Consider the following 26,314-nt stretch of genomic DNA (forward strand, 5'->3'; position numbering starts at 1 on the left):
CGGGGTCGGGAAAGGCGGGGGCGTGGTCTTCAAGCGGCGAAATCCACGAAGCTATGCGCAGGTCGTCCGCGATTTCGTCTATCCGCGTGGGGGCATTCGCCGGTCGGTGCAATATGTGCTGCATCGGATGCGCCGTCTGCCGGATCAGCCGCATCGGATTGCCCGCGGGATATTCGCCGGAACCTTTGTGAATTTCCCGCCGGTCTTCGGGCTTCAGATGCTGTCAGCCGCCGCGCTGGCCTGGGTGATCAGGGGCAATATCGTCGCGGCCCTGCTGGCCACCTTCATTTCGAACCCGCTCACCACGCCCTTCATCGCCATGCTGTGCCTGAAGCTTGGGCACTGGATGCTGGGCATCGAGGCGCCGATGACCTTCATGACGGTCTATGCCGCCTTTACCGAGGCGGGTTTGCAGCTTTGGCACAACTTCAGTGCAATGTTCACCGGCGAGCTCGCGCATTGGGACAAGCTGGAGAACTTCTTCTGGTTCATCTTCTGGCCCTATACCGTGGGGTCGATCCTGCCGGGGCTGGCGGCCAGTGCGGCAGGCTATTATCTAACGCTGCCGCTGATCAATGCCTATCAGAAACTGCGCGCCACCCGTCTGCGCGAAGGGGCCGCGCGGCGGCATGCGCTGAAAAGCCGCCTGCCGGGGCGCCGAGGGGCTGAGAAATCGGCTTCGACAGGGGATGACGACGCGCCCGGCACACCCTAAGGTGCCGCCGACGACGGGGAGATGCGTTATGGCTTTGGCAAAACTGCGGCTGGGTGTGAATATCGACCATGTGGCGACGGTGCGCAATGCGCGCGGCTCGGCCTGGCCCGATCCTCTGCGCGCGGCCCTGCTGGCCGAGGCGGCAGGTGCAGATGGCATCACGGCCCATCTGCGCGAGGATCGCCGCCACATCCGCGATTCGGATATGGAGGCGCTGCGGGCGGGTATCGGGATCCCGCTGAATTTCGAATGTGCCGCGACAGACGAAATGCAGGCTATCGCGCTGCGGCTGAAACCCCACGCGGTCTGTCTTGTGCCCGAACGGCGTGAGGAGCGCACGACCGAAGGCGGGCTTGATGTGGCGGGAGATGAGAACCGCCTTGCGACCTATATCGCGCCACTGACTGCCGCAGGCTGCCGCGTCAGCATGTTCATTGGCCATGATGCGCGTCAGATCGAGGCTTCGGCTCGCATCGGGGCGGCCGTGGTGGAACTGCATACTGGTCATTATTCCGACCTGCATGCCGAGGGGCGCATGGAAGCTGTGGAGGCGGAACTGGCGGCGCTTTGCGAAGGTGCGCGTCTGGCGGCCTCGCTGGGGCTTGAGGTTCATGCGGGCCATGGGCTGACCTATGACAATGTGGCGCCCGTTGCGGCCATCCCGGAACTGGCCGAACTCAACATCGGGCATTTCCTGATCGGCGAGGCGATCTACATGGGCCTCGGCCCCGCCATCGAGGAAATGCGCCGCCGTATGGATGAGGCGCGCGCGTGATGCCGGGCGCCAAAATTCTTGTAAGAATTTTGCAAATTCCTTCACAGGAATTTGGGGCGCGCGGGTGGCAATGATCCTCGGGGTCGGCACCGATCTGGCGAATATCGACCGCATTTCCGCTGTGCTGGAGCGGCACGGCGACAGGTTTCGCGACCGCGTGTTCACACCGCGCGAACAGGCCAAGGCAGCGCGGCGCAGCAGGGCCGAGGCTGCAACCTATGCGAAACGCTGGGCGGCGAAAGAGGCCTGTTCCAAGGCGCTTGGCACCGGGTTGCGCATGGGGATTTCATGGCGCGACATGGCGGTGTCGAACCTTGCAACCGGCCAGCCCGTCATGCATCTGACCGGCTGGGCGGCTGAACGGCTGGCGGCGATGACCCCGCCGGGGCATGAGGCCCTTGTGCATGTCAGCCTGACCGACGATCACCCCTGGGCGCAGGCTTTCGTGGTGATCGAGGCCCGGCCGAAGACCGCTGCCGATCTGCCGCAAACTTGACTCCGGTCCCACCCGCGCGCATGTAGCGCCGGAACCATCAGGCGCCGCATGCGCCGGCAACAGACGAGAGGCGCAGGCATGGCACGCAAGACGAAATCGGACGGCGGGATTGTCGAGACCATCAAGACAGTGGTCTACGCCCTGCTGATCGCGGGCGTGTTCCGCACATTGTTCTTTCAGCCGTTCTGGATTCCTTCAGAATCCATGAAAGACACGCTGCTGATCGGCGATTTCCTGTTCGTCAACAAGATGGCGTATGGCTATTCGCGCTATTCTTGCCCTTTCGCAATTTGCCCGTTCTCGGGCCGGATCATGGCCAGCGAGCCTGAGCGTGGCGATGTCGTGGTGTTCCGCCATCCGGTGAACGGATCGGATTTCATCAAGCGCCTGATCGGTCTGCCGGGGGATACGATCCAGATGAAGAACGGGATTCTCTGGATCAACGGTCAGGAAGTGCCGCAGGAACCGGCAGGCACTTTCGAAGAAATCTATGCGCCCCAGGGGCCGATGGGCAATTTGCCGCGGTGCGAAAATGGCCCGGTGGGGCAGGGTGGCATCTGCAAACGCTCGCGCTTCATCGAGACACTGCCGAATGGTGTCAGGCATGATGTTCTGAACATTGATACCAACGGCTTCGGTGACAATACCGATGTGGCCACTGTGCCGCCGGGGCATTACTTCTTCATGGGCGACAACCGCGACAATTCGACCGACAGCCGCTATAGTCAGGCCGTTGGCGGTGTGGGCATGCTGCCAGCGGAATATCTGATCGGTCGCGCCGACCGGGTGATCTTCTCCTCCGCCGGGCGGTCGATGCTGTATTTCTGGACCTGGCGCCCGGACCGTTTCTTCAAGGCGATCGAGTGAAACTGGCTGCCGATCTTCGCGCGTTCGAGGAACGCCTTGGCCATCGCTTCCGCAACCCGGAACTTCTGGTGCGGGCGGTGACGCATGGCTCCATGGGTTCTGCCACCCGGCCAGACAATCAGCGGCTGGAGTTTCTGGGCGACCGGGTTCTGGGGTTGGCTATGGCCGAGGCGCTGCTTGCGGCTGATCGCGGCGCTGCCGAAGGCACGCTGGCGCCGCGCTTCAACGCATTGGTGCGTAAGGAAACCTGTGCCGATGTCGCGCGGCAGATCGGTCTTGGCGATGTGCTGAAGCTCGGCCGTTCCGAAATGATGTCTGGCGGGCGGCGCAAAGAGGCCTTGCTGGGCGACGCGATGGAGGCGGTGATCGCCGCTGTTCATGTCGATGCGGGATTCGAGAGTGCTCGCGCGCTGGTGTTGCGGCTGTGGGCCGGGCGCATCGAGACCGTCAAGGCGGATGCCCGCGACCCGAAGACGGCCCTTCAGGAATGGGCGCAGGCGCGGGGCCAGACCCCGCCAAGCTATCTTGCACTGGGCCGTGAGGGGCCGGATCACCAGCCGCTTTTCACCGTCGAGGTGCGGCTTGAAACGGGCGAAACCGAACAGGCGAAGGCCGGAACGAAACGCGCGGCCGAGCAGGCGGCGGCAAAGGCGCTGCTGGCGCGGATGGAGAACGGAAATGGCTGACACGCGGGCGGGATTCGTGGCGCTGATCGGTGAGCCGAACGCCGGAAAATCGACCCTCCTCAACCGGATGGTTGGGGCCAAAATTTCCATCGTCACGCACAAGGTGCAGACCACGCGCGCGCGTATTCGTGGCGTTTGCATGGAGGGGACGGCGCAGATTGTCTTTGTCGATACGCCCGGCCTGTTTCGCCCGCGCCGTCGCCTTGACCGTGCCATGGTGGCAGCGGCATGGGGCGGGGCGGCGGATGCAGATATCGTGGTCCTGCTGGTCGAGGCGCATCGTGGCCTGACCGAAGGTGTGAAGGCGATCCTTGATGCGCTGAAGGAACGCGGCGAAGGCCAGAAGATCGCCCTTGCAATCAACAAGATCGACAGGGTGAAGGCAGAAAGTCTGCTCGCACTGGCGCAGGATCTGAACACGGCATTTCCCTTTGTCGAGACCTTCATGATTTCTGCCGAACGCGGCTATGGCGTGGACAAACTGCGCGAGTGGCTGGCGGGTCAGCTGCCCGAAGGGCCGTGGTTCTACCCCGAGGACCAGATCGCTGACCTGCCGATGCGTATGATTGCAGCCGAAGTTACGCGTGAGAAGTTGACGCTTCGTTTGCACGAGGAATTGCCATACCAGTTGACGGTCGAGACCGAGAAATGGGAGGATCGCCCGGATGGTTCCACCCGTATTGATCAGGTGATCTATGTTGCCCGTGACGGGCACAAGGGGATCGTGCTGGGCAACAAGGGCGAGACGATCAAGGCGATCGGGCAGGCGGCGCGGGCTGATCTGATGGAGTTTCTGGACCGGCCGGTGCATCTGTTCCTTCAGGTCAAGGTGCGGCCGAACTGGCTGGACGAGCCTGACCGCTACTCTGAAATGGGTCTGGATTTCCGCGACGGCGACTGAGCCATGCAGCCCCGGCTTGCCACCAGTCTCTGGGTTTCCGCCTATCTCGCCCGGCTGCGTCTGGCCGATATTCCTGTCTATGTGACGGCAAAGGGCGATGCGACAGCGGGGGCGGTCGTGGTGAAATGTGCCACGCTGGATGGTCGGGCCAAGGCTTGGCAACGCAGTTACGACCTGCTGAACGACCGGCGAATCTGGGTGGTTCTGGCCGATGGCGATGAGGCGGAGGTTGATGCCGCCATCGGTCGGGCCCGGCGCGGTGACCCGGATCTGTGGGTGATCGAACTGGAAGATCGCGCAGGCCGAAGCCTTCTGACTGAACCGGGGCTGGATTGAACATCCACGTTAACGTCCTGTTCGCATCTTGCCGCCATTCTGGTCGCATCGGATAGTGCAAGGATGGAGTGGCAGGATGAAGGCACGCTGATAGCCTCGCGCCCACATGGCGAGACTTCGGCGATCATCGAGGTATTCACGGCGCTACATGGGCGCCATGCCGGGGTGGTGCGAGGTGGCGCCTCCCGCAAGGTTTCGGCCATGATGCAGGCGGGCAGTCAGGTTGCGGTGCGCTGGCGCGCGCGACTGGACGATCATCTGGGTGTCTTTCACGCTGAACCCTTGCGCAGCCGGGCAGGGTTGATGGAAGACAGGCTGGCTTTGGCCGGGTTGAACGCGATCTGCGCCATGCTGCGTTTCGCCTTGCCGGAACGCGCAGCCTACCCTGATCTGTATGCGTTGACGCAAAGCCTGCTTGCCCGGCTGGATGGAACGGATTGGGCGGGGGATTACCTGCGGTGGGAACTTGCGCTGCTGGAAGAAACGGGCTTCGGCCTTGATCTTGGCCGCTGTGCGGTCACGGGCAGCCGGGAGGACTTGGCCTTCGTGAGCCCGCGCACTGGCCGAGCGGTCAGCCGCGCGGCCGCGGCAGATTGGGCGCCGCGCTTGCTGCCGCTGCCCGCTGGGTTGCTGGGCCAGGGGCCGCTGCTTGGTGGTGAACTGGCACAGGGTCTTGCGATCACCGGGCATTTTCTGGAGCGCGAGCTTGCAGGGCTTCATCATGGACGATCCTTGCCTGAGCCGCGCGCGCGGCTGGTCGATCTGCTGACGCGGGGTCTTTAAGGCAATTTGCGGCGTGCGTCTGGCTAAGGACGTTGCTGGCTTCATTCCCTGTTCAACCGCGTGCGACATCTTGTGTCGCCCGCAGCCAAGACCTGTCGGCCCGAACCCGGCCAACCTCGGAGCGGGAGACGACAATGGCCAATAAATACATACCGCTGTTCCTGCGGCATTCACCGACGCCGCGGATCCAGAATTTCGCATTGCTGGCCGGGCTGGAGGCTGCGGTGCGGGGCACGCTGATCTCGGTCATGCCACTGGTTATGTATGAGGCGCTTCAGGATGCGGCGGCAGTCAGTCGTGCGTATTTTGTGGTCGGGCTTATCTCGATGATCTGGGGGCTGATGGTCCCATGGGCCACGCGTTTTGTGCCGCGTCGCTGGGTCTATACGGCGGGGGCATTGGCCTATCTGCTGGCGATGAGCCTCGCGCTGACCGGCGGGCCTGTGGCGGTGCCGTTGGCCTTGCTGGCGATGGCTTTGGCAACGGCGACCTGCTTCGTGTGCTTCAATGCCTATGTGCTGGATTATGTCGCAAGGGCAGATCTGGGACGGACACAGAGCCTTCAGATGGTCTATGCCGCCGCCCCCTGGGCTCTCGGCCCCTTGTTCGGCGTCTGGCTGCGGGAGGCATGGCGGCCCTTGCCCTTCCTCATCGCGGGCGGATTCGCCATCGCACTGCTGGTTACCTTCTGGGTCCTGCGTCTGGGCAATGGCAAGCAGATCCAGCGGGCGCGCGGCCCGGCCATCAACCCGCTGGCCTATCTGGGGCGGTTCTCCCGCCAACCCCGGCTGATTGCCGGTTGGCTTTTCGCTGTGCTGCGGAGTTGCGGTTGGTGGGTCTATGTCGTCTATCTGCCGATCTTCTGCATCGAGGTAGGTCTTGGGGACAAGGTGGGCGGGGTCGCGCTGTCGCTGTCGAACGGGCTGCTGTTCCTGACGCCGCTGATGCTGCGTTTCGTGCAGCGACATTCGGTGCGGCGCACCGTGCGCGGGGCCTTTGCCCTGTGCATGATCACCTTCTCGGCCGCCGGGTTGCTGGCGGGCTGGCCCTGGGTCACGGTCGGGTGCCTGCTGGCGGGGTCTATCGGGTTGGTGACTCTGGACGCTGCGGGCGGGTTGCCCTTCATGCTGTCGGTCAAACCGTCCGAGCGGGTGGAGATGGCGGCCGTCTACTCCAGTTTTCGCGACGTTTCCGGCGTCGTGACTCCGGGGGTGGCATGGGCGGTGCTGCTGGTGGCCCCGCTGTCGGGGGTGTTCTTGGCCAGCGGTCTGGGGTTTGTGGTGGCCTTTGCAATTGCGGGTCGATTGCATCCCCGCCTCGGGGCGGCGCGGCCATCCCGAGGCGGGGTCTGAGGCGTCGCCAGGGGCCATCCGGCGACGCCCGCTCTCATCCCGTCAGTCCAGCAGACGACGGGCGATGACTTGGGCCTGAATCTCGGCGGCCCCTTCAAAGATGTTCAGGATGCGCGCGTCGCAAAGGATGCGGCTGATCTGGTATTCCAGCGCAAAACCGTTGCCGCCGTGGATTTGCAGCGCATTGTCGGCCGAGGCCCATGCCACGCGCGCGCCCAGCAGCTTGGCCATGCCCGCCTCAAGGTCGCAGCGCTTGTCGTGGTCCTTCTGCCAGGCGCTGTAGTAGGTCAGCTGCCGGGCGATGTTGATTTCGACGGCCATCATGGCGAGCTTGCCCGCCACGCGCGGAAACTCGATCAGCGCCTTGCCGAATTGCTTGCGATCCTCGGCGTAGCGCATGCCGGTTTCCAGCGCCGATTGCGCCACGCCGATGGCGCGGGCGGCGGTCTGGATGCGGGCGCTTTCAAACGTCTGCATCAGTTGCTTGAACCCCTGACCGGGCTGGCCGCCCAGCAGGTTTTCGGCCTTCACCTTGAACCCGTCGAAGCCGAGTTCGTATTCCTTCATGCCGCGATAGCCCAGAACCTCGATCTCGCCGCCGGTCATGCCGGGGGTGGGGAAGGGGTTTTCGTCGGTGCCGGGGGTCTTTTCGGCAAGGAACATCGACAGGCCGCGCCAGTCAGTCGTGTCGGGGTCGGTGCGTGCCAGCAGCGTCATCACATGAGCGCGCGCGGCATGGGTGATCCACGTCTTGTTGCCGGTAACCTCCCAGCCGTCCTCGGTGCGGACGGCGCGGGTGCGCAGGCTGCCGAGGTCGGAGCCAGTATTCGGCTCGGTAAAGACGGCGGTGGGCAGGATCTCGCCGCTGGCGAGTTTCGGCAGCCATTGCGCCTTCTGTTCGGGCGTGCCGCCGCAGAGGATCAACTCGGCTGCGATTTCCGACCGCGTGCCAAGGCTGCCGACACCGATATAGCCGCGGGACAGTTCTTCCGACACCACCACCATCGATGCCTTGGACAGTCCGAAGCCGCCGAATTCCTCTGGGATGGTCAGGCCGAAGACGCCCATTTCGGCCAGCGCCTCGACGATGTCCATCGGGATGAGCTCATCCTTCAGGTGCCAGTCATGCGCGTTGGGGATGACCTGTTCGTCGGCGAAGCGGCGGAACTGGTCGCGGATCATTTCCAGCTCTTCTTCAAGGCCGGTGGCACCGAAGGTGGCGCGACCATGATTGTCGCGCATCAACGCGACCAGCGCGGCCCGTGCGGCGGGGTTGTTGCCGCTGGCCATCAGGCGTTGCGCGGCCTCGCCCGGAACCCAGTGCAACCCGAGGTCGGACAAGCGCGCGGTTTCGTTCTGCGACATCGGAATGCCGCCCGCGAGTTGAGACAGATACTCGCCGAAGCCGATCTGAAGCAGCAGCGCCTCCATCTCGCCGAAGCTGCCCTGTTCAGACAGGCGCGCAGCCCAGGCGTTCAGCTGGCGCAGGCTTTCGATGTAGGTTGCCAGCCAGCTAAGCGTATGGGCGGCGCATTGTTCGGTTTCCAGCGCGGCGGCGGAAATCTTGCCGCCGACGGTCACGCGGGCACGCAGCACCTCGCGCGCGTCGGTGAACAGTGCCTCAACCTCAGGCAGGGCGGCAGCGGTCAGCGCCGTCAGATCGGCGAGACGGGGCGAATTCGGCGCGGCTTGTCCATCATGCGGCATGGCGATTCCTCGAGGTTCTGCGGATGCGAAAGACCTAATCCTTTCGCAATTGCAGCGCAACAAAAATTCAAAGCATGCGTATTGTGCGTAGGAAAATGTCGCATCCGAATAGCCCGTGCAGTTGCCGCGGTCAGCGGATAAGCAGAGACAAACAGGAGGGCAGGCATGGATTTCCTGATGGCGGGGCAGGTGGCGGGGGTGTTCTGGGCCGCGATGGCGGTCACGCTGTTCGCGGGCTTCGTAAAAGGGGCCATCGGTTTTGCGATGCCGATGATCATGATCTCGGCCTTTTCCAGTTTCCTGCCGCCCGAGCTTGCGCTCGCAGGTCTGATCCTGCCGACTGTGGTGGCCAATCTTGGGCAGGCGTTCCGGCAGGGCTGGCAAGCAGCGCTGGTGTCCTGCCGCGCCTATTGGCGGATGATCACGGCGACTGTGGTCTTCATCGTCATTTCGGCGCAATTCGTGCGGGTCATCCCGCAAGATCTGTTCCTGTTCTGCCTTGGCCTGCCGATCACCTTGTTTGCGCTGGTGCAGCTTGCCGGGCGCAGCCTCGCGCTCAACTTGCACCACCGCAACCGCGCCGAATGGGCCTTTGGCATGGTGGGTGGGCTTTATGGCGGAATTTCGGGGGTCTGGGGGCCTCCTGTTCTGGTATTCCTGCTGTCGGTCGGGGCCGACAAGCGCGAGATGGTGCGGGTGCAGGGCGTGATTTTCCTGATCGGCGCAGTGGTGCTGACAACGGCGCATCTGCAATCGGGGGTGCTGAATGCGCGGACATTGCCGTTTTCGATGGCGCTGATCCTGCCCTCGGTTCTGGGGATGGTTGCGGGCCAATGGGTGCAGGACCGGCTGGATCAGCAGCGATTCCGTTGGTGGACGCTGGTGCTTCTGGTGCTGACCGGCGCCAATCTGATGCGTAGGGCCATCATGTGAAAAGGCCCGCCAGCGCGGCGGGCCTTTCCTTAAGATCGGTGCGAAGTTCTCAGCCGATGGCGGCGGCCTTCACGTCCTGGTCGATATAGGGCACATATTGCCCGAAGTTTTCCGCGAACATTGACACCAGCTTGGCGGCCTGCGCGTCATAAGCGGCCTGATCAGCCCAGGTTTCGCGCGGGTTCAGCAGGGTCGCATCGACACCCGGCACCGAAACCGGCACCTCGAAGCCGAAGTTCGGGTCCTTGCGGAATTCGACCTTGGAAAGCGAGCCGTCCAGCGCGGCGGTCAGCAGTGCGCGGGTCGCCTTGATCGGCATGCGCTTGCCGGTGCCGTGCTTGCCGCCGGTCCAGCCGGTGTTCACCAGCCAGCATTCGGCGCCGTGCTGCGCGATCTTTTCTTGCAGCAGCTTGCCATAGACCTCGGGCCGACGCGGCATGAAGGGCGCACCGAAGCAGGTCGAGAAGGTCGGGGTCGGCTCGGTTACGCCACGCTCGGTTCCCGGCGTCTTCGAGGTGAAGCCCGACAGGAAGTGATACATCGCCTGCGCGGGCGTCAGCCGCGCGATGGGCGGCAGCACGCCGAACGCATCGCAGGTCAGCATGATCACGTTCTTCGGATGGCCGCCCATGCCATTGTCAGAGGCGTTCGAGATGTAATCCAGCGGGTAGGCGCAGCGCATGTTCTGCGTCAGGCTGGCATCATCGAAATCCAGTTCCAGCGTCTCGGGATCGTAGACCATGTTCTCGATCACGGTGCCGAACTTCGAGGTGGTGCCATAGATTTCCGGCTCGGCTTCGGCCGAGAGGTTGATCGTCTTGGCGTAGCAGCCGCCTTCAAAGTTGAAGGTGCCCTTTTCCGACCAGCCATGTTCGTCATCGCCGATCAGGATGCGCGACGGATCGGCCGAGAGGGTAGTCTTACCGGTGCCGGACAGGCCGAAGAACACGGCGGTATCTTCCGGGTTGCCGATCGCATGGTTGGCCGAGCAGTGCATCGCCATCACACCCTTTTCGGGCAGGATGTAGTTCAGCAGGGTGAAGACCGATTTCTTGTTTTCACCGGCATAGGCGGTATTGCCGATCAGGATGAGCTTCTTTTCGAAGTTCAGCGCGATCACGGTTTCCGAGCGGCAACCGTGCTTCGCCGGATCGGCCTTGAAGCTCGGGCAGTTGATGATGGTGAATTCCGGGACGAAGCTGTCAAGCTCGGCCCGGTCCGGGCGGCGCAGCAGGTGACGGATGAACAGGCCATGCCAGGCGAGTTCTGTGACGACGCGCACATCCAGCCGATGCTCGGGGTCGGCCCCGGCATAGAGGTCCTGAACGAAATAGTCGCCGCCCTTCATGTGTTCCAGCATGTCGGCATGAAGGCGGTCGAAGGCGTCCGGCGCCATCGGCGCGTTGTTTTCCCACCAGATCGTGTTTTCCACGCCAGGGGTCCGCACGACATGCTTGTCCTTGGGCGAACGTCCGGTGAACTGGCCGGTGGTGCAGAGAAATGCCCCGCCCTTGCCCAGACGCCCTTCGCCGCGCTGCACCGCCGCTTCGACAAGCGCCGGCTCGATGAAGTTGTAATAGACCGTTCCCAGACCGCTTATGCCTTGGGTTTCCAGCGTTTGGCTGGGGTTCACGCGTCCATGCGTCATTGTGCAAGCTCCCGGTGCCGCAGCTACGGCGTCTTCAGGTTCATGTCGGCAGCCAGGGCCAAAAGGCTACCGGTCGGCCCGGACGGGCGGGGCGACATCCGCGCTATAACACGACCGTTTCGTGACGGAACAGCGCCCTTTGCAATGGTTAGCGCAACCAAGTGCGGTTTAGCGCAACCATTTGTCGTCGTGCCTGCGAGGTGAGACATATTAGTCATTCCTTGAACCTTTCAGGTGCAGGCTGAGGTCGTCGCGGGGATGATTCGTCATTTTCTGTTGATTCTCGTGCAAGGAAAAAGGACAATGTTAGAAAAATTCATAACAACAACGAGCAGTACAGGAAAAACCTAGATGTCCAGGATCGCCCTTGTGGACGACGACAGGAATATCCTGACGTCGGTTTCCATGACTCTCGAAGCTGAAGGCTTCGAGGTTGAAACCTATAATGATGGCCAGTCTGCCCTTGATGCCTTCAACCGCCGCCTGCCGGACATGGCGGTTCTGGACATCAAGATGCCGCGGATGGATGGTATGGATCTGTTGCAGCGTCTGCGCCAGAAAACCACCATGCCTGTGATCTTTCTCACTTCCAAGGATGACGAGATCGACGAGGTTCTGGGCCTGCGAATGGGCGCCGATGACTATGTGAAGAAGCCATTCAGCCAGCGGCTTCTGGTGGAGCGCATCCGCGCGCTTCTGCGGCGGCAAGAGGTGATTGCGACTGGCGAGGTCGCTGTGACCGAGGAAAACAAGATCATGGAACGCGGGAACCTGCGAATGGATCCGCTGCGCCATGCCGTCGCCTGGAAGGGCCAGGACGTGTCGCTGACCGTGACCGAATTCCTGCTGCTTCAGGCCCTTGCACAGCGTCCGGGCTTCGTGAAAAGCCGCGATCAGCTGATGGATGTCGCCTATGACGATCAGGTCTATGTCGATGACCGCACGATCGACAGCCATATCAAGCGTTTGCGCAAGAAGATGCGCGCGGCCGATCCCGATTTCGCGGCGATCGAAACGCTGTATGGCATCGGCTACCGCTATAACGAGGAGTGAGCGCCGGCCATGACCGTCGCGCAGCGGATCGGGACCGACCGAAAGAACAGCATCCCGCGCAACAGCGAGGTGCTGATCGGTGAGGATTGGGAGACGCCGGAGGCTTTGGCGGAGCAGGAATTGCGTGCGCGCACATCCCGCAGAGGCCTCGTGGCGCTGAATCACTCACCGCTGGCCCGCAAAATCGTGATCTTCAACATGATGGCGCTGGTCATCATGGTGGCGGGGGTGCTGTTCCTGAACCCGTTCCGCGACAGCTTGGTATTGCAACGCGAACAGGGTCTAGTGACCGAGGCGCAGCTGTCCGCGCGGGTGTTCGAGGCCCGACTGGCCGATGGCGGTATTCTGGATGCCGCGCTGCCGGTGGCACCGCACCTCGGACCGGGGGTGGAACTGCACGTCTTCGACGCGTCCGGCGCGGTGATCGCTCAGGGCCGCGGCACCGCACAGCCGATTGTCGAAGATGCGCGGGCGACCATCATCACCGATTTTCTGAACAGGTCATGGGATTGGGTTTCCAACCTGCTGACCACGCAGGAACCCCTGACGCGCGCTCCCGACGGCGAAACGCTGGCACGGGCGCTGTTGCCAGCCGCCCAGGCCGGTGAAACGGCGGTCAATACGGCCCGCGCGCCTGAAGGGGGCACCGTCTTTTCTGTGGCGACACCGATCCGGCAGGACGGCGCGGTTGTCGGGGTGCTGGCCCTGACCTCGGCAGAGGGGGAGATTGACCGGCTGGTCCGGTCCGAGCGCGAACAGGTCTTGCAGATGTTCGTCATTGCCTTGCTGGTGTCAGTCGGGCTTAGCCTCGTGCTGGCCTCGACCATCGCCAATCCGCTGAACGATCTGGCGACAGCGGCCGAGCTGGGGCGTGACCGCGACGCGCGCAAGATGGCGCCGGGTCGGGTGCGTATCCCCGACCTGACCGCGCGTCCCGATGAAATCGGGCGCCTGTCCATCGCCATGCGTGGCATGGTGGCGGCGCTTTACGACCGGATCGACGCGAACGAACAGTTCGCCGCCGACGTGGCGCATGAGATCAAGAATCCGCTGGCCAGCCTGCGCTCGGCCGTCGCCTCGCTGCATCTGGCGAAGCGCGACGATCAGCGCGTTCGCCTGCTGGAGGTGATTGACCATGACGTGCGCAGGCTGGACCGTCTGGTCAGCGACATTTCAAATGCCTCGCGGCTGGACAGCGAACTGGTCAAGGAAGACGAGGAGGAATTCAATCTTCTGAAGACGCTGTCGAACCTGACGGAATACCTGTCGCAGGAGGCCGTCGCGCGGAAGGTTGAGTTCATCACCGACCTGCCGGCCGATCCCATCGTGATCCGCGGGCTGGAGGGCCGTCTGGCACAGGTTTTCGTCAATCTGATCACCAATGCGATTTCCTTCTGCGAGGAAGGTGATGCCGTGCGCGTCTGGGCGCGGCGGCGCGACAATCGTGTGTTGGTGGTGGTGGAAGACACCGGACCGGGCATTCCCGAGGCGGCCTTGACCAAGGTTTTCAAGCGCTTCTATTCTGAACGGCCGCAGGGTGATTTCGGTAATCACTCCGGTCTTGGGCTTGCGATTTCCAAGCAGATCGTCGAAGCCCATGGTGGCGTGATCTGGGCCGAGAACATCCGGCCAACCGATGCAGACCTGACCTCCGAACCGCTGGGCGCGCGCTTTGTCGTCGGCCTGCCGGTCTGATGATGTGGGGGGGCTGACGGCCGATCTTGTCCATGGCTCCTGCGTGGCTCTGGGCGGGCGCGGTCTTCTGATCCTCGGCCCGTCGGGCAGTGGCAAGTCCACCCTTGCGTTGAAGCTGATCGCCACGGGGGCAACACTCGTTGCCGATGATCAGGTGCGTTTGCGTCGTGCGGGCAGCGGCGTTGTCGCTTCCGCTCCCGAGCGTCTTGCCGGTATGATCGAAGCGCGCGGGGTAGGCCTTTTGCGCGCGGATTTTCTGGCAGAGACCCTGCTTGTGCTGGTCGTCGATCTTGCGCGCAAAGAGCCGGACCGCCTGCCGCCATTCCGACACATCCCCGTGCTTGGCTGCACGCTCGATCTTGTGTCCGGTGCGGGCAACCCTCATCTTGAAACTGCGCTTCTGCAATGGCTGCGGGGTGGAGGAAGGGTTGGATGATGGACGGCGCCACCGCCAAACAGGGTGAATTTCGGATCGTTCTGGTCACCGGGCCTTCGGGGGCCGGGCGGTCCACCGCGATCGACGCGCTGGAAGATCTTGGCTATGAGGTCATCGACAACCTGCCCCTGAGCCTCATTCCGCGGGTGATCGACGGTCCGCCGCTGGGGCGACCCATCGCCTTGGGGATTGATGTGCGCAACCGCGAATTCAATGCGACTGCGCTGATCGAGCTTGTCGATACACTGACCGCCGATCCGCAGGTTGATCTGGAACTGCTTTACCTTGATTGCGCGCCGACCGAGCTGATCCGCCGCTATTCTGAAACGCGCCGCCGACATCCGCTGGCGGTGGCGGAAACGCCTGCGCAGGGGATCGACCGCGAGATCGACCTGCTGAGTCCGATTCGCGTGCGTGCCGATCACCTGATCGATACGACCGAAATGTCCCCCCATGACCTGAAGGCCGAGATTGCGGAATGGTTCCGGCGCGAAGGCGCGCCAGGGCTTGCCGTCTCGTTGCAGAGCTTCAGCTACAAGCGGGGGGTGCCGCGGGGGCTGGACATGATCTTTGATTGCCGATTTCTTAACAATCCACACTGGCAGGCCGAATTGCGCCCGCTGGATGGCCGGGACAAGCCTGTTGCTGCCTTTGTTGCCGACGATCCACGTTTTGAGGAATACACGATAAAGTTGCGTGACCTCATCCTGTTTCTTCTGCCGGAGCAGACGGCCGAGGGTAAGGCGCATCTGAGCATCGGTTTCGGCTGCACTGGCGGGCAACATCGCTCTGTCGCCGTTGCGGAATTCATGGCCAATGCACTTGCAGAAGCCGGCTGGCCGGTGTCAAAACGACACAGGGAACTTGAAAGGCGGTCCGCCGGGGGGCGACCGCAATGATCTGGGTGATCGGGGTTTGATCGGTATTGTGATCGTGGCACACGGCGGTCTGGCGCGGGAGTATCTCGCCGCCGTCCAGCATGTCGTGGGGGAACAGCAGGCGATGAGCGCCATCGCCATTGAGGACGACCACGACCGCGGCGCAAAGTCGGCAGAGATCTGCGCGGCTGCCGATGCGGTGGATCGTGGCGAGGGGGTCGTGGTGGTGACCGACATGTTTGGCGGTTCGCCATCGAATCTGTCGCTTCCTGCCTGTGCCGCGCGCAACCGCCGCATCCTTTACGGCGCGAACCTGCCCATGCTGATCAAGCTGACCAAATCGCGCGACCTTCCGCTTGCCGAGGCGGTAAGTCTGGCGCTCGACGCGGGTCGGAAGTATATCAACAGCCTTGATCTGGGCGGTGAACCGACACCCGGACAGGGGGGAAATGCATGACCAACCGCGAGTTGCGCATCGTCAACGAAAAGGGGCTGCATGCCCGCGCTTCTGCCAAGTTTGTGGAGTGCGTCGAGGAACATGACGCGCGGGCCGAGGTATCGAAAGACGGGATGACGGTTTCCGGAGACTCCATCATGGGTCTTCTGATGCTTGGCGCCTCGCGGGGCACGTCGATTTCTGTTGTCACGGAAGGGCCGGAGGCCGACGCCTTGTTCGAGGCGCTGTCAGCGCTTGTCGCCAACCGTTTCGGCGAAGACAGGTGACGGGACATCCCGACGTGACCGGACCGACACCGCGCCCCACTGCCGAGCGTCAGTATGACATGCGCCGCCTGTCCTATGCGGGCACTTTCACCAACCCTTTCAAGGCAGGCACCATTCGCGCGATCGAATGGGGGACCGCCAAGATTACCCTGCTGCGGCTGATCCGCCAGTTCGAGCGTTCGGGAGCGCCCTTCGGCGCTCCGTTCTGGCCCAAGGCGATCCGCCAGATGGGGATCGAGATCCAGACCCCGCCCGAGGAGATCACCCGCATCCCCGCGACCGGCCCGGTCGTCGTGGTGGCCAACCATCCGCATGGTCTGGTCGACGGCATGGTGATGGCCGAAATGGTTTCGCGCGTCCGGCCGGATTTCAAGATCCTGACACGCTCGCTTTTGACCGGCATCCCCGAGATCGAGGAATTCATGATTCCGGTCCCCTTCCCGCATGAGGAAAATGCGCGCGAGGCGGGGCTGGAGATGCGGGCGCAGACCATGGCGCATCTGAAGCGCGGCGGGTTGGTGATTCTGTTCCCGGCGGGCAAGGTGGCGGTATCCGAGGGTTGGTTCGGCCGGGCGATCGAGCCGGAATGGAACCCCTTCACCCACAAGATGATCATGCGATCCGGGGCGACGGTGGTGCCGATCCATTTCACCGGGCAGAACAGCCGCGCCTATCAGATCGCCGACAAGCTGTCAGCGACGCTGCGGCAGGGGCTGCTGCTTTATGAAATCAAGCGCGCGCTGTTCAAGCCGCAACGCCCCTTTATCGGGCAGCCGATCCCGCCCGAGGCCCTGAAAGAGTGGGAGGGCAACCCGCGCGGCTTCCTTGCGTGGCTGCGACAGTTGACCCTCGACCTTGGTGCCTGACGCTCAGCGCGTCGGCACCGGCACCTCGCCACGATAGTCATAGAACCCCCGGCCGGATTTGCGGCCGAGCCAGCCCGCCTCGACATATTTCGTCAGCAGCGGGCAGGGGCGGTATTTGGTATCGGCCAGTCCGTCGTGCAGCACGTTCATGATGGCAAGGCAGGTGTCCAACCCGATGAAATCCGCAAGCTCCAGCGGCCCCATCGGGTGATTGGCGCCGAGTTTCATGGATTCGTCGATTGACCGGACGTTGCCGACCCCTTCATAGAGCGTATAGACCGCCTCGTTGATCATCGGCACCAGAATGCGGTTCACGATGAAGGCCGGGAAATCCTCGGCCGAGGCGGCGGTCTTGCCAAGGCGATTCACCACGGCCAGCAGTGCCTCGTAGGTCGGCTGGTCGGTGGCGATGCCACGGATCAATTCCACCAGCTGCATCACCGGCACCGGGTTCATGAAGTGGAACCCCATGAACTTTTCCGGCCGGTCCGTGCGGCTGGCCAGCCGTGTGATGGAGATGGACGAGGTGTTCGATGTCAGGATCGTCGTCGGTTTCAGATGCGGCAGCAGCGCGTCGAAGATCTGCTGCTTCACCGTTTCGCGTTCGGTGGCGGCCTCGATCACCAGATCGGTCTGTCCCAGATCGGTCAGCGTCAGCGTGGTCTTGATACGGGCCATGGCGGCGGCCTTGTCCTCTGCCGAAACCTTGCCGCGGCCGACCTGCCGTTCAAGGTTTTTGTCGATGGTGGAAACCGCCTTCTCAAGGCTTTCTGCGCTGATGTCGTTCAGCAGCACCTCGTAGCCTGCCAGCGCAAACACATGCGCGATCCCGTTGCCCATCTGCCCGGCGCCGATCACGCCCACCGTCTCGATTGTCATTCACGCCTCCACCTATGTCATCGGAACCTTATGCGCGGGAATGTGACAGGCGCAAGTCGGGAACGAATGTCTGAAATTTGAGGCGAATGCCGTGTTTAGCGGTTTGGCAAGGACTCGGGCGCAATCTGGACTTGGGTGAAAGAAAATGGGTGGGTGCTATGGCCTATGCAGATCCGGGCGCGGGGGCGCCGGATTATGCGCCATGTCAATATGGCGCGTCCAAACTGATGTTCCGGGGACCGCCGCAGCGGCTTGACCAGCCGTATGTCGCCATGCTCGGCGGAACGATGACCTATGGCAAATTCGTCGAACGGCCGTATCCGGCCCTTGTGGCAGAGGCGACGGGGCGGCGCGTGGTGAACCTCGGGATGCCGAATGCCGGGCTGGATGCCTATCTCGGCGATGCCGAGGTATTGGCCATCGCGGCGGGGGCTGAGGCGGTGGTGCTTCAGGTTCTGGGCGCGCAGAATCTGAACAACCGCTATTATCGGGTGCATCCGCGTCGCAATGACCGTTTCCTGACCGCACGTCCCTTGCTGCGCGCCCTGTTTCGAGAGGTCGATTTTACCGAAATCAATTTTACCCGGCATATGCTGACCGAATTGCGCAAAGTCTCGCCGGGCCGGTTTGAACGTGTGGTGGCAGAACTGCGCGCCGTCTGGCTGGCGCGTATGCGTGAATTGATCGAGGTGCTGGCTGTCCCGGTCACCTTGCTCTGGGTTCGTGAAGGGCAACCGCTGCCGGAAGGTGAGTTGGATATGGCGGCCGACCCGCTGCTGATCACCCGCACGATGCTGACGGCGCTGCAACCCGATGTCGCAAATTGCCTTGAGATTGTCATCAGCGCCGAGGCGCGGGCGCAGGGCACAGCAGGAATGGTGTTTTCACCGCTGGATTTGCCGGTGGCGCAGCTTGTGCCCGGCCCTGCGGCCCATGAGGAGGTTGCGGCGCATGTGGCGGCAATGTTGACCCGCACCATATGAAAAGGCCGCGCCCATGGGCGCGGCCTATCCAAAACCTTCGTGACCGGATCAGAGCTTGTCGGTCATTTCCGGGACAGCAGTGAAGAGGTCGGCGACGAGGCCATAGTCCGCGACCTGGAAGATCGGGGCCTCTTCGTCCTTGTTGATGGCGACGATGACCTTCGAGTCCTTCATGCCAGCGAGATGCTGGATGGCACCCGAGATACCCACGGCGACGTAAAGCGCAGGTGCCACAACCTTGCCAGTCTGACCCACCTGCCAGTCGTTCGGCGCATAGCCCGAATCGACGGCGGCCCGCGAGGCGCCAACAGCCGCGCCCAGCTTGTCGGCCAGCTTCTCGATGAGCGCGAAATCGGCTTCCGAACCGACGCCGCGCCCGCCCGAGACCACGATCTTCGCCGAGGTCAGTTCCGGCCGGTCCGAGGCCGCGACCTTGTCCTCGACCCAGCTCGACAGGCCTTCGGCAGTGGCGCCCGAGATCTTCTCGACCGCAGCGGAACCACCGGTGCCCGCAGCCGCGAAAGCCGCAGTGCGCACGGTGAAGACCTTCACCTTGTCGCCGGACTTCACGGTCTGGATCGCGTTGCCCGCGTAGATCGGACGTTCAAACGTGTCGGCATCGACCACGGCGGTCACATCCGACAGCACCATCACATCCAGCAGCGCGGCGACGCGCGGCAGCACGTTCTTGGCCGCAGCCGTCGCCGGGGCGCAGACGTGGGTGTAGCTACCGGCCAGACCCACAACCAGTGCTGCGGTCGCTTCGGCCATGCCGTGACAATAATCGTGGCCTTCGGCGAACAGCACTTTCGAGACGCCCGCCAGACCTGCCGCTTCGGTCGCAGCGGCATCGCCGCCCTGACCGGCCACGAGCAGGTGGACTTCGCCCAGACCGGCCACCGCCGTCAGGGTTTTCGCAACCGAATCGGTGGCAAGCTGGCCACCGTTCACATCGGCCAGAAGGAGAACAGCCATCAGATCACCCCCGCTTCGTCTTTCAGTTTCGCAATCAGTTCGTCAACCGAACCGACTTTTACGCCCGCTTTCCGGCCCGCAGGTTCGGTGGTTTTCACCACGGTCAGGCGCGGGGTGACATCGACGCCATAATCGGCGGCGGTCTTTTCTTCCAGCGGCTTCTTCTTCGCTTTCATGATGTTGGGAAGCGAGGCATAGCGCGGTTCGTTCAGGCGCAGGTCAACCGTCACCACGGTCGGCAGCTTCACCTTGATGGTCTGAAGCCCGCCATCGACCTCGCGCGTCACTGTCGCGCTGTCGCCATCTACTGCCAGTTCGCTGGCGAAAGTCGCCTGCGACCAACCCAGAAGCGCCGACAGCATCTGGCCGGTGGCGTTCATGTCGTTGTCGATCGCCTGCTTGCCGGCCAGAACCAGACCCGGCTCCTCGGCTTTCACCACGGCCGCGAGGATTTTCGCAACCGCCAGCGGCTCGATGTCGGTATGCACATCCGAGGCCGCCTCGACCAGAATCGCCCGGTCCGCGCCCATCGCCAGCGCTGTCCGCAGCGTCTCCTGCGCCTGCTTCACCCCGATCGACACAACGACGATCTCGGACGCGATCCCCTTTTCCTTCAGACGGATCGCCTCTTCCACGGCGATCTCGTCAAACGGGTTCATCGACATCTTCACATTCGCAAGATCAACCCCGCTCCCGTCCGCCTTCACGCGAACCTTCACGTTGTAGTCAATCACGCGTTTGACAGGCACCAATACCTTCATCAGCGGCAATCTCCCAGATTCCCGACCCCATGGGGGTCTTTCCAAGCTCTCCGCTGTGTTGTTAGCCCGTGCAGCAACAGGAAAACAATCCAAAAGCGACGCGGTGATGACGCGCGACGCCGCGTCATTGACGCTAGGTCAGCGTGTTCCGGTCCTCACCGTGACGCGCCGGGAACCCACAGGATATCGGCGCGCCCGTCATCGTTGGCGATACGGCCTGCCACGAAGAACCAGTCGCTAAGGCGATTGAGGTATTTCACCGCTTCGGGGTTCACATCCTCGACGCCTGCAAGCTCGACCGCCAGCCGTTCGGCCCGGCGCGAAACAGTCCGGCACAGGTGCAGATGCGCGGCCAGCGGGCTGCCGCCGGGCAGGATGAAGCTGCGCAGAGGCTCCAGCTTCGTGTTCATCGCGTCGATCTCGGATTCCAGACGTGTGACTTGCGAGGCGATGATGCGCAGGGGCACATATCCCGCTTCGTGATCCTTCGCCATGTCGGGGCGGCACAGGTCGGCGCCAAGGTCGAACAGGTCATTCTGGATACGCTTCAGAGCCTCGTCCATCTCGCCAGTCGCATGCAGCCGGGCCAGACCGATGGTCGAATTGGCTTCGTCCACAGTGCCATAGGCCTGCACACGGGCATCATGTTTCGCAACACGCACGCCATTGCCAAGCGCGGTCTGTCCCGCGTCGCCAGTCCGGGTGTAGATTTTCGACAGAACAACCATCACATGCCTCCGCGTTTGTGCAGCCAGGCGAACAGAACGATCAGCAACACCGCAATCGCCTGCGCGATGATGCGGTATCGCATCAGGCGGTTGGCGTGTTTGCGGTTGAAATCGCCGCCCTTGGCGAAGCCGCTGATGCCGATCATCAGCACGATCAGAACGACAAAACTTGCCGCGGCGGCCAGCAGGAACAGCGGATCTTTCAGAAGCATGGCATTTCCTTCATGAACTTGCTGCAGATGTAGCGACCCCGGCGCGAAAGGCGAGGGCTTTCTTGACGCCCACCCGATTTCAGCCCTTGGCGATCAGCCAGTCCAGCATCCGCGTCGGCAGGATGCGCCGCGCGGTTCCCATCAGATGCGTGGCCTTGGTGACGTAGTAGCGGGGCCGGGGCTGGGGGCTTTCCAGCGCGTGGATCAGTTTCGCGGTGACGGCGGAACAGGGCTGTTCGAACAGGTCGGGCTTGGTGCGTTCGTTGTAAAGCCGCCCCAGAAGTGTGCGGTATTCCTCCGCACGGGCCGAGTTTTCCCAGTCGATCCATTTTTCGAAATGCGGGATCGAGTTCTGGCGGATACGAGTCGGTATCGGGCCCGGCTCGATCAGGATCACCTCGATTCCGGTGCCCTTCATTTCGATGCGCAGCACATCGGTCAGCCCTTCGAGCGCGAATTTCGTGGCGACATAGGCGCCGCGCCATTTCATGCCGACAAGACCAAGCACGGAGGAGCAGTTGACGATTCTTCCGCGGCCCTGCGCCCGCATCATCGGGATCACCCGGCGGCTGAGGTCGTGATAGCCGAACAGGTTGACCTCGAAAATCTCGCGCAGCGCGGCACGAGGCAGGTCTTCTGTCGCGCCGGGGCAAGCAAAGGCGCCGTTGTTGTAAAGCGCGTCCAGCCGCCCGCCGGTGCGCGTTTTCACCTCTTCTATGGCCGAGGCAATGCTGGCCTCGTCGGAATAATCGAGAACAAAACTTTCCAGCCCTTCATCGCGCAGGCGGGCGCAATCGGCCTCTTGCCGGCAGGTGGCAAAGACTCGCCAACCCCGTGCTTTCAGGCCGCGCGCGGCATCCAAGCCAATGCCGGAGGAACAGCCGGTAATCAGGATGGTGCGGGGGGATGTCATGCGCTGCTCCGGGTCTTTTTACCCGGAGTAGGGTCTGGCCGCCCGCGATGCAATGCGTTTGAGGTTTATGGCGCGGTTGCGGTCAGCAGGTCGCCCGAGACAAAGCCAGCGATGCCATCCCCCTCGATGGCGATGCGGACCCAGCCGTTATCCTCTACCCACATCACGCGGATCGCCTCGCCTCGGGTCAGCCGTTCGACCACGGGAAACTCGGTCGAGGGGCCTTCGCGCACATTCACCGCACGGGCGCTGACATAGCGGATCTCTGCCTCTGGCTCCGAGGTTTCGACGGCGGGCAATTCTGCCACCGGCTTGATCAGCGGCAGCACAACAGGAAGATGGGTGGCGTGGGCCGGTGTCTGGGTTTCGGGCGTGTAAGAGGCGGTCTCGACCATCGCTACTGGTTCTGCGGCTTGAACGATCCGCGGGGCAGGGGTTTCGGCATGGCTGTCCTCAGCGCTCAGGCCGGGCCGCATCTGGCCGTGATCCTCGCCGCCGATCAACAGGACAGCGAACATCCCTGCGCAAAGAAGAAGCAGCAATCGAAGCATGACAAATCCCAACCTGAATCACTCGGACATGCCCGCAGTATCACAGAAGTTTACGGATTCGTGTGGAAAAAAGCGCCGGTTTTCCCCCTGACGGCAAATCCGGCTGGACCGGCGGCCAGCCCGCGATTACACCACATCCATGAGCAAGGAACCCGAGACCCCCAAGATCGAGCCCGTCACTGTGTCGGAGCCGCTGCGCCGCGCGATTGGCGAGCGCTATCTGACCTATGCACTTTCGACCATCATGCACCGGGCGCTGCCCGATGCGCGGGACGGGTTGAAGCCGGTGCATCGGCGGATTCTCTGGGCGATGCGGCGGCTGAGGCTCAGCCCGACCGGCGGGTTTCTGAAATCGGCCAAGATCGCTGGCGATACGATGGGGGATTTCCATCCTCATGGCGACGCGGCGATCTATGATGCGATGGTGCGTCTGGCGCAGGATTTCAACATGCGCTACCCGCTGGTGGACGGGCAGGGCAACTTTGGCAACATCGACGGCGACAATGCCGCCGCCAGCCGCTACACCGAGGCGCGGATTACTGCGCTGACCGAAGCGCTGATGGAAGGGATCGACGAAACCGCCGTCGATTTCCGCCCGAATTATGATGGCCGTCTGGAAGAACCCGCGGTGCTGCCCTCGGCCTTCCCGAATCTGCTGGCCAATGGCGCCAGTGGCATTGCGGTTGGCATGGCGACCAATATTCCGCCGCATAACCTGCATGAACTGGTCGATGCCTGTCAGGCCATGATTGCCGATCCCGAGGTGACGGACGAGGAGCTGGTGAGGCTGGTTCCCGGTCCCGATTTCCCGACCGGCGGCGTGATCGTGGAGCCGCGTGACAGCATTCTGGATGCCTATCGCACAGGACGCGGGGCCTTTCGTCTGCGTGCCCGCTGGGCGGTGGAGGATCTGGGCCGCGGTCAGTGGCAGATCGTTGTGACCGAAATCCCCTATCAGGTGCAGAAATCCAAGCTGATCGAGCGTCTGGCCGAAGTCATCACCACCAAGAAGGTGCCTGCCCTGGCCGATGTGCGCGATGAAAGCGCCGAGGATGTGCGCATCGTGCTGGAACCCCGCGTTCGCACCATCGACCCCGACATGCTGATGGGGATGCTGTTCAAGAACAGCGACCTGGAGGTGCGCTTCAGTCTGAACATGAACGTGCTGATCGACGGGCGTGTGCCGAAAGTGTGCAGCCTGAAGGATGTGCTGCGCGCTTTCCTCGATCATCGGCGCGAGGTTCTGACCCGTCGCACCCAGCACCGGATCGAGAAGATCGACCATCGGCTTGAAATCCTTGACGGTTTCATCATCACCTTCCTTCACCTCGACCGGGTGATCGACATCATCCGCTATGACGAGGACCCGAAGGCCGCGTTGATGGCCGAAAGCTGGGGCAAGAAGCACCGGCGGGCCACATCGGAGGCTGATTATGTGCCGCCGAAACCCGGCAAGGGTGAACTGACCGAAGTGCAGGCCGAGGCCATTCTCAACATGCGGTTGCGCAGTCTGCGTCGGCTGGAAGAGATGGAACTGGTCGCCGAACGGGACGAGCTGCGCGCCGAGCGAGAAGATCTTTTGGCCCTTCTGGGCGATCCGGGTCTGCAATGGCAACGCATCGGCCGCGATCTGACAGAGGTGCAGGTGCAATTCGGCAAGACGACTGAGGCGGGCCGCCGTCGCAGCACCTTTGCCGATATGGCCGAGGTCGAGGAAGTGCCGCTTGAGGCCATGATCGAGCGCGAGCCGATCACGGTGATCTGCTCCAAGATGGGCTGGATCCGGGCCATGAAGGGCCACCAGCCGCTCGACATCGACGCGAAGTTCAAGGACGGCGACGAGGGCCGCTTCATCTTCCACGCCGAGACGACGGACCGGATTCTGGTCGTTGGCGCCAATGGTCGCTTCTACACGCTGCTGGGGGCCAACCTGCCCGGCGGGCGCGGCATGGGTGAACCCGTGCGTCTGATGATCGATTTGCCGAACGATGCCGGGATTACCGATCTGATGGTCTGGCGGGCGGGTGAAAAACTGCTGGTCGCCTCCACCGCCGGGGACGGGTTTGTCGTGCCCTCGGACGAGGTGGTCGCGCAGACCCGCGCGGGGAAGCAGGTGCTGACCGTGAAGGAGGGCGTGCGCACCGCACTGTGCCGCCGCATCCATGGTGATCATGTCGCTGTCGTCGGCGAAAATCGCAAATTGCTGGTTTTCCCCGTGGCGGACCTGCCGGAAATGGCCAAGGGCAAGGGCGTGAGGTTGCAAAAGTATAAGGACGGGGGCCTCAGTGATGCCACCACCTTCACGCTTTCTGACGGGCTGAGCTGGAAAGACCCGGCCGGACGCACCCGCACGGAAACCGATCTGACCCAGTGGAGGGGCGCGCGCGCTGCCACCGGCGCCATGGCTCCGCGCGGTTTCCCGCGGGACAACCGCTTCAACTGAGGCGGTGAAATCGGTTGACGCATTGCCCTCGGGGCGCGACTATTCGCCCCGACATTTTCAGGAGGGCATCATGGCGCGACTCGTATTTACCCCCAATTCAGCCGTCCCCGTTTTCGATATGTTCGAGGTGCGTTCAAGCTTCTCCGAACAGGTTTTCGACTATGACTTCGTCAACGCCGGCGCAACAGCGCTGACATTGTATGATTCCGGGGCGGATTCACTTACCTTTTCCGGTAGCGGCCTTGCCTATGTCTTTCTTGGGGCGACCCTCGCTGGGGTTACGGCGGGGCGGGTCAACGCCGTCACCTGGAAGGTCGATGGCGATTCGGTGCTGCGGTTGACCGGGCTCGACATTCCCGCGGCCCAGTTTGCCGATCACCTGATCAATGACGAGTCGGCCGAGGCGGTGAATCAGCTTCTTGCGGGCAATGACCAGATCCTTGCTGGCAATGGCCGCGATGCCCTGATTGCAGGCGGCGGCAATGACCGGGTTGAAGGGCGCGGCGGCAATGACCGGGTCTATGGCGACGCGGGCAACGATACACTGCTGGGCCAGGCTGGAAGTGACAACCTGGTTGGGGGCACGGGCCGCGACCGTGTTCTGGGCGGCGGCGGCAATGATGCGCTGGCGGGTGGGGCCGGACATGATACGCTGATCGGGGGCGCAGGATCGGATCAGTTCGTCTTCGATACCCGTGCAGGCCGCGCGAACTTCGATGTGATCAGCGATTTCCAGAGCGCGCGTGACACGATCCTGCTGGATAACAATATCTTCCGCGCTTTCCGCCTGATCGCGGGTGAACTGCCGGAGGATATGCTGACATTCGGTTTCCGGGCGCGCGATGCCGACGATCACCTGATCTATCACCGCAGCAGCGGGCGGCTCTGGTATGATGCGGACGGGTCTGGCAGCGGTGGCAAGATCATTGTCGCCGAACTGACCGATGGCACCCGTCTGACAGCCGATCACTTCCAGATCATCTGACCACAAAGGAAAAGGGCGCCCGCAGACGCCCTTG

Annotated in this window: 29 protein-coding genes; 20 read left to right on the top strand and 9 right to left on the bottom strand. The window is 62.9% G+C overall.

Annotation, left to right across the window (positions count from 1 at the left end; translation table 11 throughout):
* Positions 1-22 precede the first annotated feature (22 nt).
* From D2N39_RS05880 to D2N39_RS05920, 9 genes are all read left to right on the top strand, one after another.
* Positions 23-715, top strand: a complete 693-nt coding sequence (locus D2N39_RS05880; RefSeq protein WP_119133814.1) for a DUF2062 domain-containing protein — start codon at positions 23-25, stop codon at positions 713-715.
* 28 nt (positions 716-743) lie between these two features.
* Positions 744-1,490 carry a pyridoxine 5'-phosphate synthase gene (locus D2N39_RS05885; RefSeq protein WP_119133815.1) on the top strand — a complete coding sequence of 249 codons (747 nt, stop codon included), beginning with the start codon at positions 744-746 and terminating at the stop codon, positions 1,488-1,490.
* A 70-nt stretch (positions 1,491-1,560) separates the two neighbouring features.
* A complete protein-coding gene (gene acpS, locus D2N39_RS05890) occupies positions 1,561-1,986 on the top strand; it encodes a holo-ACP synthase (protein ID WP_119133816.1) in 426 nt (141 codons plus the stop codon).
* 78 nt (positions 1,987-2,064) lie between these two features.
* Positions 2,065-2,853: a signal peptidase I gene (lepB, locus tag D2N39_RS05895; protein ID WP_119133817.1), complete on the top strand. Its 789-nt coding sequence runs from the start codon at positions 2,065-2,067 to the stop codon at positions 2,851-2,853.
* A complete protein-coding gene (gene rnc / locus D2N39_RS05900) occupies positions 2,850-3,539 on the top strand; it encodes a ribonuclease III (RefSeq protein ID WP_119133818.1) in 690 nt (229 codons plus the stop codon). The genes lepB and rnc overlap by 4 nt, the downstream gene beginning before the upstream one ends.
* On the top strand, positions 3,532-4,440 hold the full coding sequence (gene era, locus D2N39_RS05905) for a GTPase Era (RefSeq protein ID WP_119133819.1): 909 nt from the start codon (positions 3,532-3,534) through the stop codon (positions 4,438-4,440). The genes rnc and era overlap by 8 nt, the downstream gene beginning before the upstream one ends.
* Before the next feature lie 3 nt (positions 4,441-4,443).
* A complete protein-coding gene (locus D2N39_RS05910; protein WP_119133820.1) occupies positions 4,444-4,776 on the top strand; it encodes a DUF1491 family protein in 333 nt (110 codons plus the stop codon).
* Between the two features lie 63 nt (positions 4,777-4,839).
* The gene (gene recO, locus D2N39_RS05915; protein WP_119133821.1) at positions 4,840-5,559 is read left to right on the top strand and encodes a DNA repair protein RecO; all 720 of its coding nucleotides are present in this window, start codon (positions 4,840-4,842) and stop codon (positions 5,557-5,559) included.
* 134 nt (positions 5,560-5,693) lie between these two features.
* Complete coding sequence (locus D2N39_RS05920) at positions 5,694-6,911, top strand: MFS transporter (protein ID WP_119133822.1); 1,218 nt, start codon at positions 5,694-5,696, stop codon at positions 6,909-6,911.
* Positions 6,912-6,953: 42 nt separating this feature from the next.
* On the opposite strand, the gene D2N39_RS05925 is transcribed toward D2N39_RS05920, so the two are convergent.
* Positions 6,954-8,618 (bottom strand): acyl-CoA dehydrogenase family protein, encoded by a 1,665-nt coding sequence (locus D2N39_RS05925; protein WP_119133823.1) that lies wholly within the window; start codon positions 8,616-8,618, stop codon positions 6,954-6,956.
* Positions 8,619-8,783: 165 nt separating this feature from the next.
* On the opposite strand from D2N39_RS05925, the gene D2N39_RS05930 reads away from it, so the two are divergent.
* The gene (locus tag D2N39_RS05930) at positions 8,784-9,551 is read left to right on the top strand and encodes a sulfite exporter TauE/SafE family protein (protein WP_233557059.1); all 768 of its coding nucleotides are present in this window, start codon (positions 8,784-8,786) and stop codon (positions 9,549-9,551) included.
* A 49-nt stretch (positions 9,552-9,600) separates the two neighbouring features.
* On the opposite strand, the gene D2N39_RS05935 is transcribed toward D2N39_RS05930, so the two are convergent.
* The gene (locus tag D2N39_RS05935; RefSeq protein ID WP_119133824.1) at positions 9,601-11,199 is read right to left on the bottom strand and encodes a phosphoenolpyruvate carboxykinase; all 1,599 of its coding nucleotides are present in this window, start codon (positions 11,197-11,199) and stop codon (positions 9,601-9,603) included.
* A 351-nt stretch (positions 11,200-11,550) separates the two neighbouring features.
* On the opposite strand from D2N39_RS05935, the gene D2N39_RS05940 reads away from it, so the two are divergent.
* The 7 genes from D2N39_RS05940 to D2N39_RS05970 are packed head-to-tail and all read left to right on the top strand — an operon-like array spanning position 11,551 to position 16,850.
* Positions 11,551-12,252 (top strand): response regulator transcription factor, encoded by a 702-nt coding sequence (locus D2N39_RS05940; protein ID WP_119133825.1) that lies wholly within the window; start codon positions 11,551-11,553, stop codon positions 12,250-12,252.
* Between the two features lie 9 nt (positions 12,253-12,261).
* Positions 12,262-13,947 carry a sensor histidine kinase gene (locus tag D2N39_RS05945; RefSeq protein WP_119133826.1) on the top strand — a complete coding sequence of 562 codons (1,686 nt, stop codon included), beginning with the start codon at positions 12,262-12,264 and terminating at the stop codon, positions 13,945-13,947.
* 4 nt (positions 13,948-13,951) lie between these two features.
* A complete protein-coding gene (locus D2N39_RS05950) occupies positions 13,952-14,383 on the top strand; it encodes an HPr kinase/phosphorylase (RefSeq protein WP_233557060.1) in 432 nt (143 codons plus the stop codon).
* Entirely contained in the window at positions 14,383-15,282 is a 900-nt protein-coding gene (gene rapZ / locus D2N39_RS05955; RefSeq protein ID WP_119133978.1) for an RNase adapter RapZ, read from the top strand. Before D2N39_RS05950 ends, rapZ begins: the two co-directional genes overlap by 1 nt.
* Positions 15,283-15,298: 16 nt before the next feature.
* Complete coding sequence (locus tag D2N39_RS05960) at positions 15,299-15,718, top strand: PTS sugar transporter subunit IIA (RefSeq protein ID WP_119133979.1); 420 nt, start codon at positions 15,299-15,301, stop codon at positions 15,716-15,718.
* A complete protein-coding gene (locus D2N39_RS05965; protein ID WP_119133827.1) occupies positions 15,715-15,984 on the top strand; it encodes an HPr family phosphocarrier protein in 270 nt (89 codons plus the stop codon). The genes D2N39_RS05960 and D2N39_RS05965 overlap by 4 nt, the downstream gene beginning before the upstream one ends.
* 59 nt (positions 15,985-16,043) lie before the next feature.
* Complete coding sequence (locus D2N39_RS05970; RefSeq protein WP_119133828.1) at positions 16,044-16,850, top strand: lysophospholipid acyltransferase family protein; 807 nt, start codon at positions 16,044-16,046, stop codon at positions 16,848-16,850.
* Between the two features lie 3 nt (positions 16,851-16,853).
* Here D2N39_RS05970 and D2N39_RS05975 read toward each other — a convergent pair whose 3' ends face one another.
* Positions 16,854-17,729, bottom strand: coding sequence for a 3-hydroxybutyryl-CoA dehydrogenase (locus tag D2N39_RS05975; protein ID WP_119133829.1), 876 nt, complete (start codon positions 17,727-17,729; stop codon positions 16,854-16,856).
* Positions 17,730-17,887: 158 nt separating this feature from the next.
* Between D2N39_RS05975 and D2N39_RS05980 the strand changes: the two genes are divergently transcribed.
* Entirely contained in the window at positions 17,888-18,712 is an 825-nt protein-coding gene (locus D2N39_RS05980; protein ID WP_119133830.1) for a DUF6473 family protein, read from the top strand.
* Between the two features lie 48 nt (positions 18,713-18,760).
* On the opposite strand, the gene D2N39_RS05985 is transcribed toward D2N39_RS05980, so the two are convergent.
* From D2N39_RS05985 to D2N39_RS06010, 6 genes are all read right to left on the bottom strand, one after another.
* Positions 18,761-19,687: an electron transfer flavoprotein subunit alpha/FixB family protein gene (locus tag D2N39_RS05985; RefSeq protein WP_119133831.1), complete on the bottom strand. Its 927-nt coding sequence runs from the start codon at positions 19,685-19,687 to the stop codon at positions 18,761-18,763.
* A complete protein-coding gene (locus tag D2N39_RS05990; protein ID WP_119133980.1) occupies positions 19,687-20,448 on the bottom strand; it encodes an electron transfer flavoprotein subunit beta/FixA family protein in 762 nt (253 codons plus the stop codon). Before D2N39_RS05990 ends, D2N39_RS05985 begins: the two co-directional genes overlap by 1 nt.
* A 155-nt stretch (positions 20,449-20,603) precedes the next feature.
* Positions 20,604-21,176: a cob(I)yrinic acid a,c-diamide adenosyltransferase gene (locus D2N39_RS05995; protein WP_119133832.1), complete on the bottom strand. Its 573-nt coding sequence runs from the start codon at positions 21,174-21,176 to the stop codon at positions 20,604-20,606.
* Positions 21,176-21,388, bottom strand: a complete 213-nt coding sequence (locus D2N39_RS06000) for a twin transmembrane helix small protein (RefSeq protein WP_119133833.1) — start codon at positions 21,386-21,388, stop codon at positions 21,176-21,178. Before D2N39_RS06000 ends, D2N39_RS05995 begins: the two co-directional genes overlap by 1 nt.
* Before the next feature lie 79 nt (positions 21,389-21,467).
* Positions 21,468-22,301, bottom strand: coding sequence for an SDR family NAD(P)-dependent oxidoreductase (locus D2N39_RS06005; RefSeq protein WP_119133834.1), 834 nt, complete (start codon positions 22,299-22,301; stop codon positions 21,468-21,470).
* 65 nt (positions 22,302-22,366) lie between these two features.
* A complete protein-coding gene (locus tag D2N39_RS06010) occupies positions 22,367-22,852 on the bottom strand; it encodes an SH3 domain-containing protein (protein WP_119133835.1) in 486 nt (161 codons plus the stop codon).
* 139 nt (positions 22,853-22,991) lie between these two features.
* Here D2N39_RS06010 and D2N39_RS06015 point away from each other — a divergent pair, with 139 nt between their 5' ends.
* Entirely contained in the window at positions 22,992-25,295 is a 2,304-nt protein-coding gene (locus D2N39_RS06015) for a DNA topoisomerase IV subunit A (protein ID WP_119133836.1), read from the top strand.
* Positions 25,296-25,365: 70 nt separating this feature from the next.
* On the top strand, positions 25,366-26,280 hold the full coding sequence (locus D2N39_RS06020; protein ID WP_119133837.1) for a calcium-binding protein: 915 nt from the start codon (positions 25,366-25,368) through the stop codon (positions 26,278-26,280).
* The last annotated feature ends 34 nt before the right edge of the window (positions 26,281-26,314 follow it).

Origin of the sequence: Gemmobacter lutimaris, assembly GCF_003570715.1 — a bacterium.
GTDB classification, from domain to species: domain Bacteria; phylum Pseudomonadota; class Alphaproteobacteria; order Rhodobacterales; family Rhodobacteraceae; genus Gemmobacter; species Gemmobacter lutimaris.

Coding starts and splice junctions, on each gene's coding strand:
- D2N39_RS05885 (WP_119133815.1), top strand. CDS start 744: ATGGCTTTGGCAAAACTGCGGCTGGGTGTGAATATCGACCATGTGGCG.
- acpS (WP_119133816.1), top strand. CDS start 1,561: ATGATCCTCGGGGTCGGCACCGATCTGGCGAATATCGACCGCATTTCC.
- lepB (WP_119133817.1), top strand. CDS start 2,065: ATGGCACGCAAGACGAAATCGGACGGCGGGATTGTCGAGACCATCAAG.
- era (WP_119133819.1), top strand. CDS start 3,532: ATGGCTGACACGCGGGCGGGATTCGTGGCGCTGATCGGTGAGCCGAAC.
- D2N39_RS05910 (WP_119133820.1), top strand. CDS start 4,444: ATGCAGCCCCGGCTTGCCACCAGTCTCTGGGTTTCCGCCTATCTCGCC.
- recO (WP_119133821.1), top strand. CDS start 4,840: ATGGAGTGGCAGGATGAAGGCACGCTGATAGCCTCGCGCCCACATGGC.
- D2N39_RS05920 (WP_119133822.1), top strand. CDS start 5,694: ATGGCCAATAAATACATACCGCTGTTCCTGCGGCATTCACCGACGCCG.
- D2N39_RS05925 (WP_119133823.1), bottom strand. CDS start 8,618: ATGCCGCATGATGGACAAGCCGCGCCGAATTCGCCCCGTCTCGCCGAT.
- D2N39_RS05930 (WP_233557059.1), top strand. CDS start 8,784: ATGGATTTCCTGATGGCGGGGCAGGTGGCGGGGGTGTTCTGGGCCGCG.
- D2N39_RS05935 (WP_119133824.1), bottom strand. CDS start 11,199: ATGACGCATGGACGCGTGAACCCCAGCCAAACGCTGGAAACCCAAGGC.
- D2N39_RS05940 (WP_119133825.1), top strand. CDS start 11,551: ATGTCCAGGATCGCCCTTGTGGACGACGACAGGAATATCCTGACGTCG.
- D2N39_RS05945 (WP_119133826.1), top strand. CDS start 12,262: ATGACCGTCGCGCAGCGGATCGGGACCGACCGAAAGAACAGCATCCCG.
- rapZ (WP_119133978.1), top strand. CDS start 14,383: ATGGACGGCGCCACCGCCAAACAGGGTGAATTTCGGATCGTTCTGGTC.
- D2N39_RS05965 (WP_119133827.1), top strand. CDS start 15,715: ATGACCAACCGCGAGTTGCGCATCGTCAACGAAAAGGGGCTGCATGCC.
- D2N39_RS05970 (WP_119133828.1), top strand. CDS start 16,044: ATGCGCCGCCTGTCCTATGCGGGCACTTTCACCAACCCTTTCAAGGCA.
- D2N39_RS05975 (WP_119133829.1), bottom strand. CDS start 17,729: ATGACAATCGAGACGGTGGGCGTGATCGGCGCCGGGCAGATGGGCAAC.
- D2N39_RS05980 (WP_119133830.1), top strand. CDS start 17,888: ATGGCCTATGCAGATCCGGGCGCGGGGGCGCCGGATTATGCGCCATGT.
- D2N39_RS05985 (WP_119133831.1), bottom strand. CDS start 19,687: ATGGCTGTTCTCCTTCTGGCCGATGTGAACGGTGGCCAGCTTGCCACC.
- D2N39_RS05990 (WP_119133980.1), bottom strand. CDS start 20,448: ATGAAGGTATTGGTGCCTGTCAAACGCGTGATTGACTACAACGTGAAG.
- D2N39_RS05995 (WP_119133832.1), bottom strand. CDS start 21,176: ATGGTTGTTCTGTCGAAAATCTACACCCGGACTGGCGACGCGGGACAG.
- D2N39_RS06000 (WP_119133833.1), bottom strand. CDS start 21,388: ATGCTTCTGAAAGATCCGCTGTTCCTGCTGGCCGCCGCGGCAAGTTTT.
- D2N39_RS06005 (WP_119133834.1), bottom strand. CDS start 22,301: ATGACATCCCCCCGCACCATCCTGATTACCGGCTGTTCCTCCGGCATT.
- D2N39_RS06010 (WP_119133835.1), bottom strand. CDS start 22,852: ATGCTTCGATTGCTGCTTCTTCTTTGCGCAGGGATGTTCGCTGTCCTG.
- D2N39_RS06015 (WP_119133836.1), top strand. CDS start 22,992: ATGAGCAAGGAACCCGAGACCCCCAAGATCGAGCCCGTCACTGTGTCG.
- D2N39_RS06020 (WP_119133837.1), top strand. CDS start 25,366: ATGGCGCGACTCGTATTTACCCCCAATTCAGCCGTCCCCGTTTTCGAT.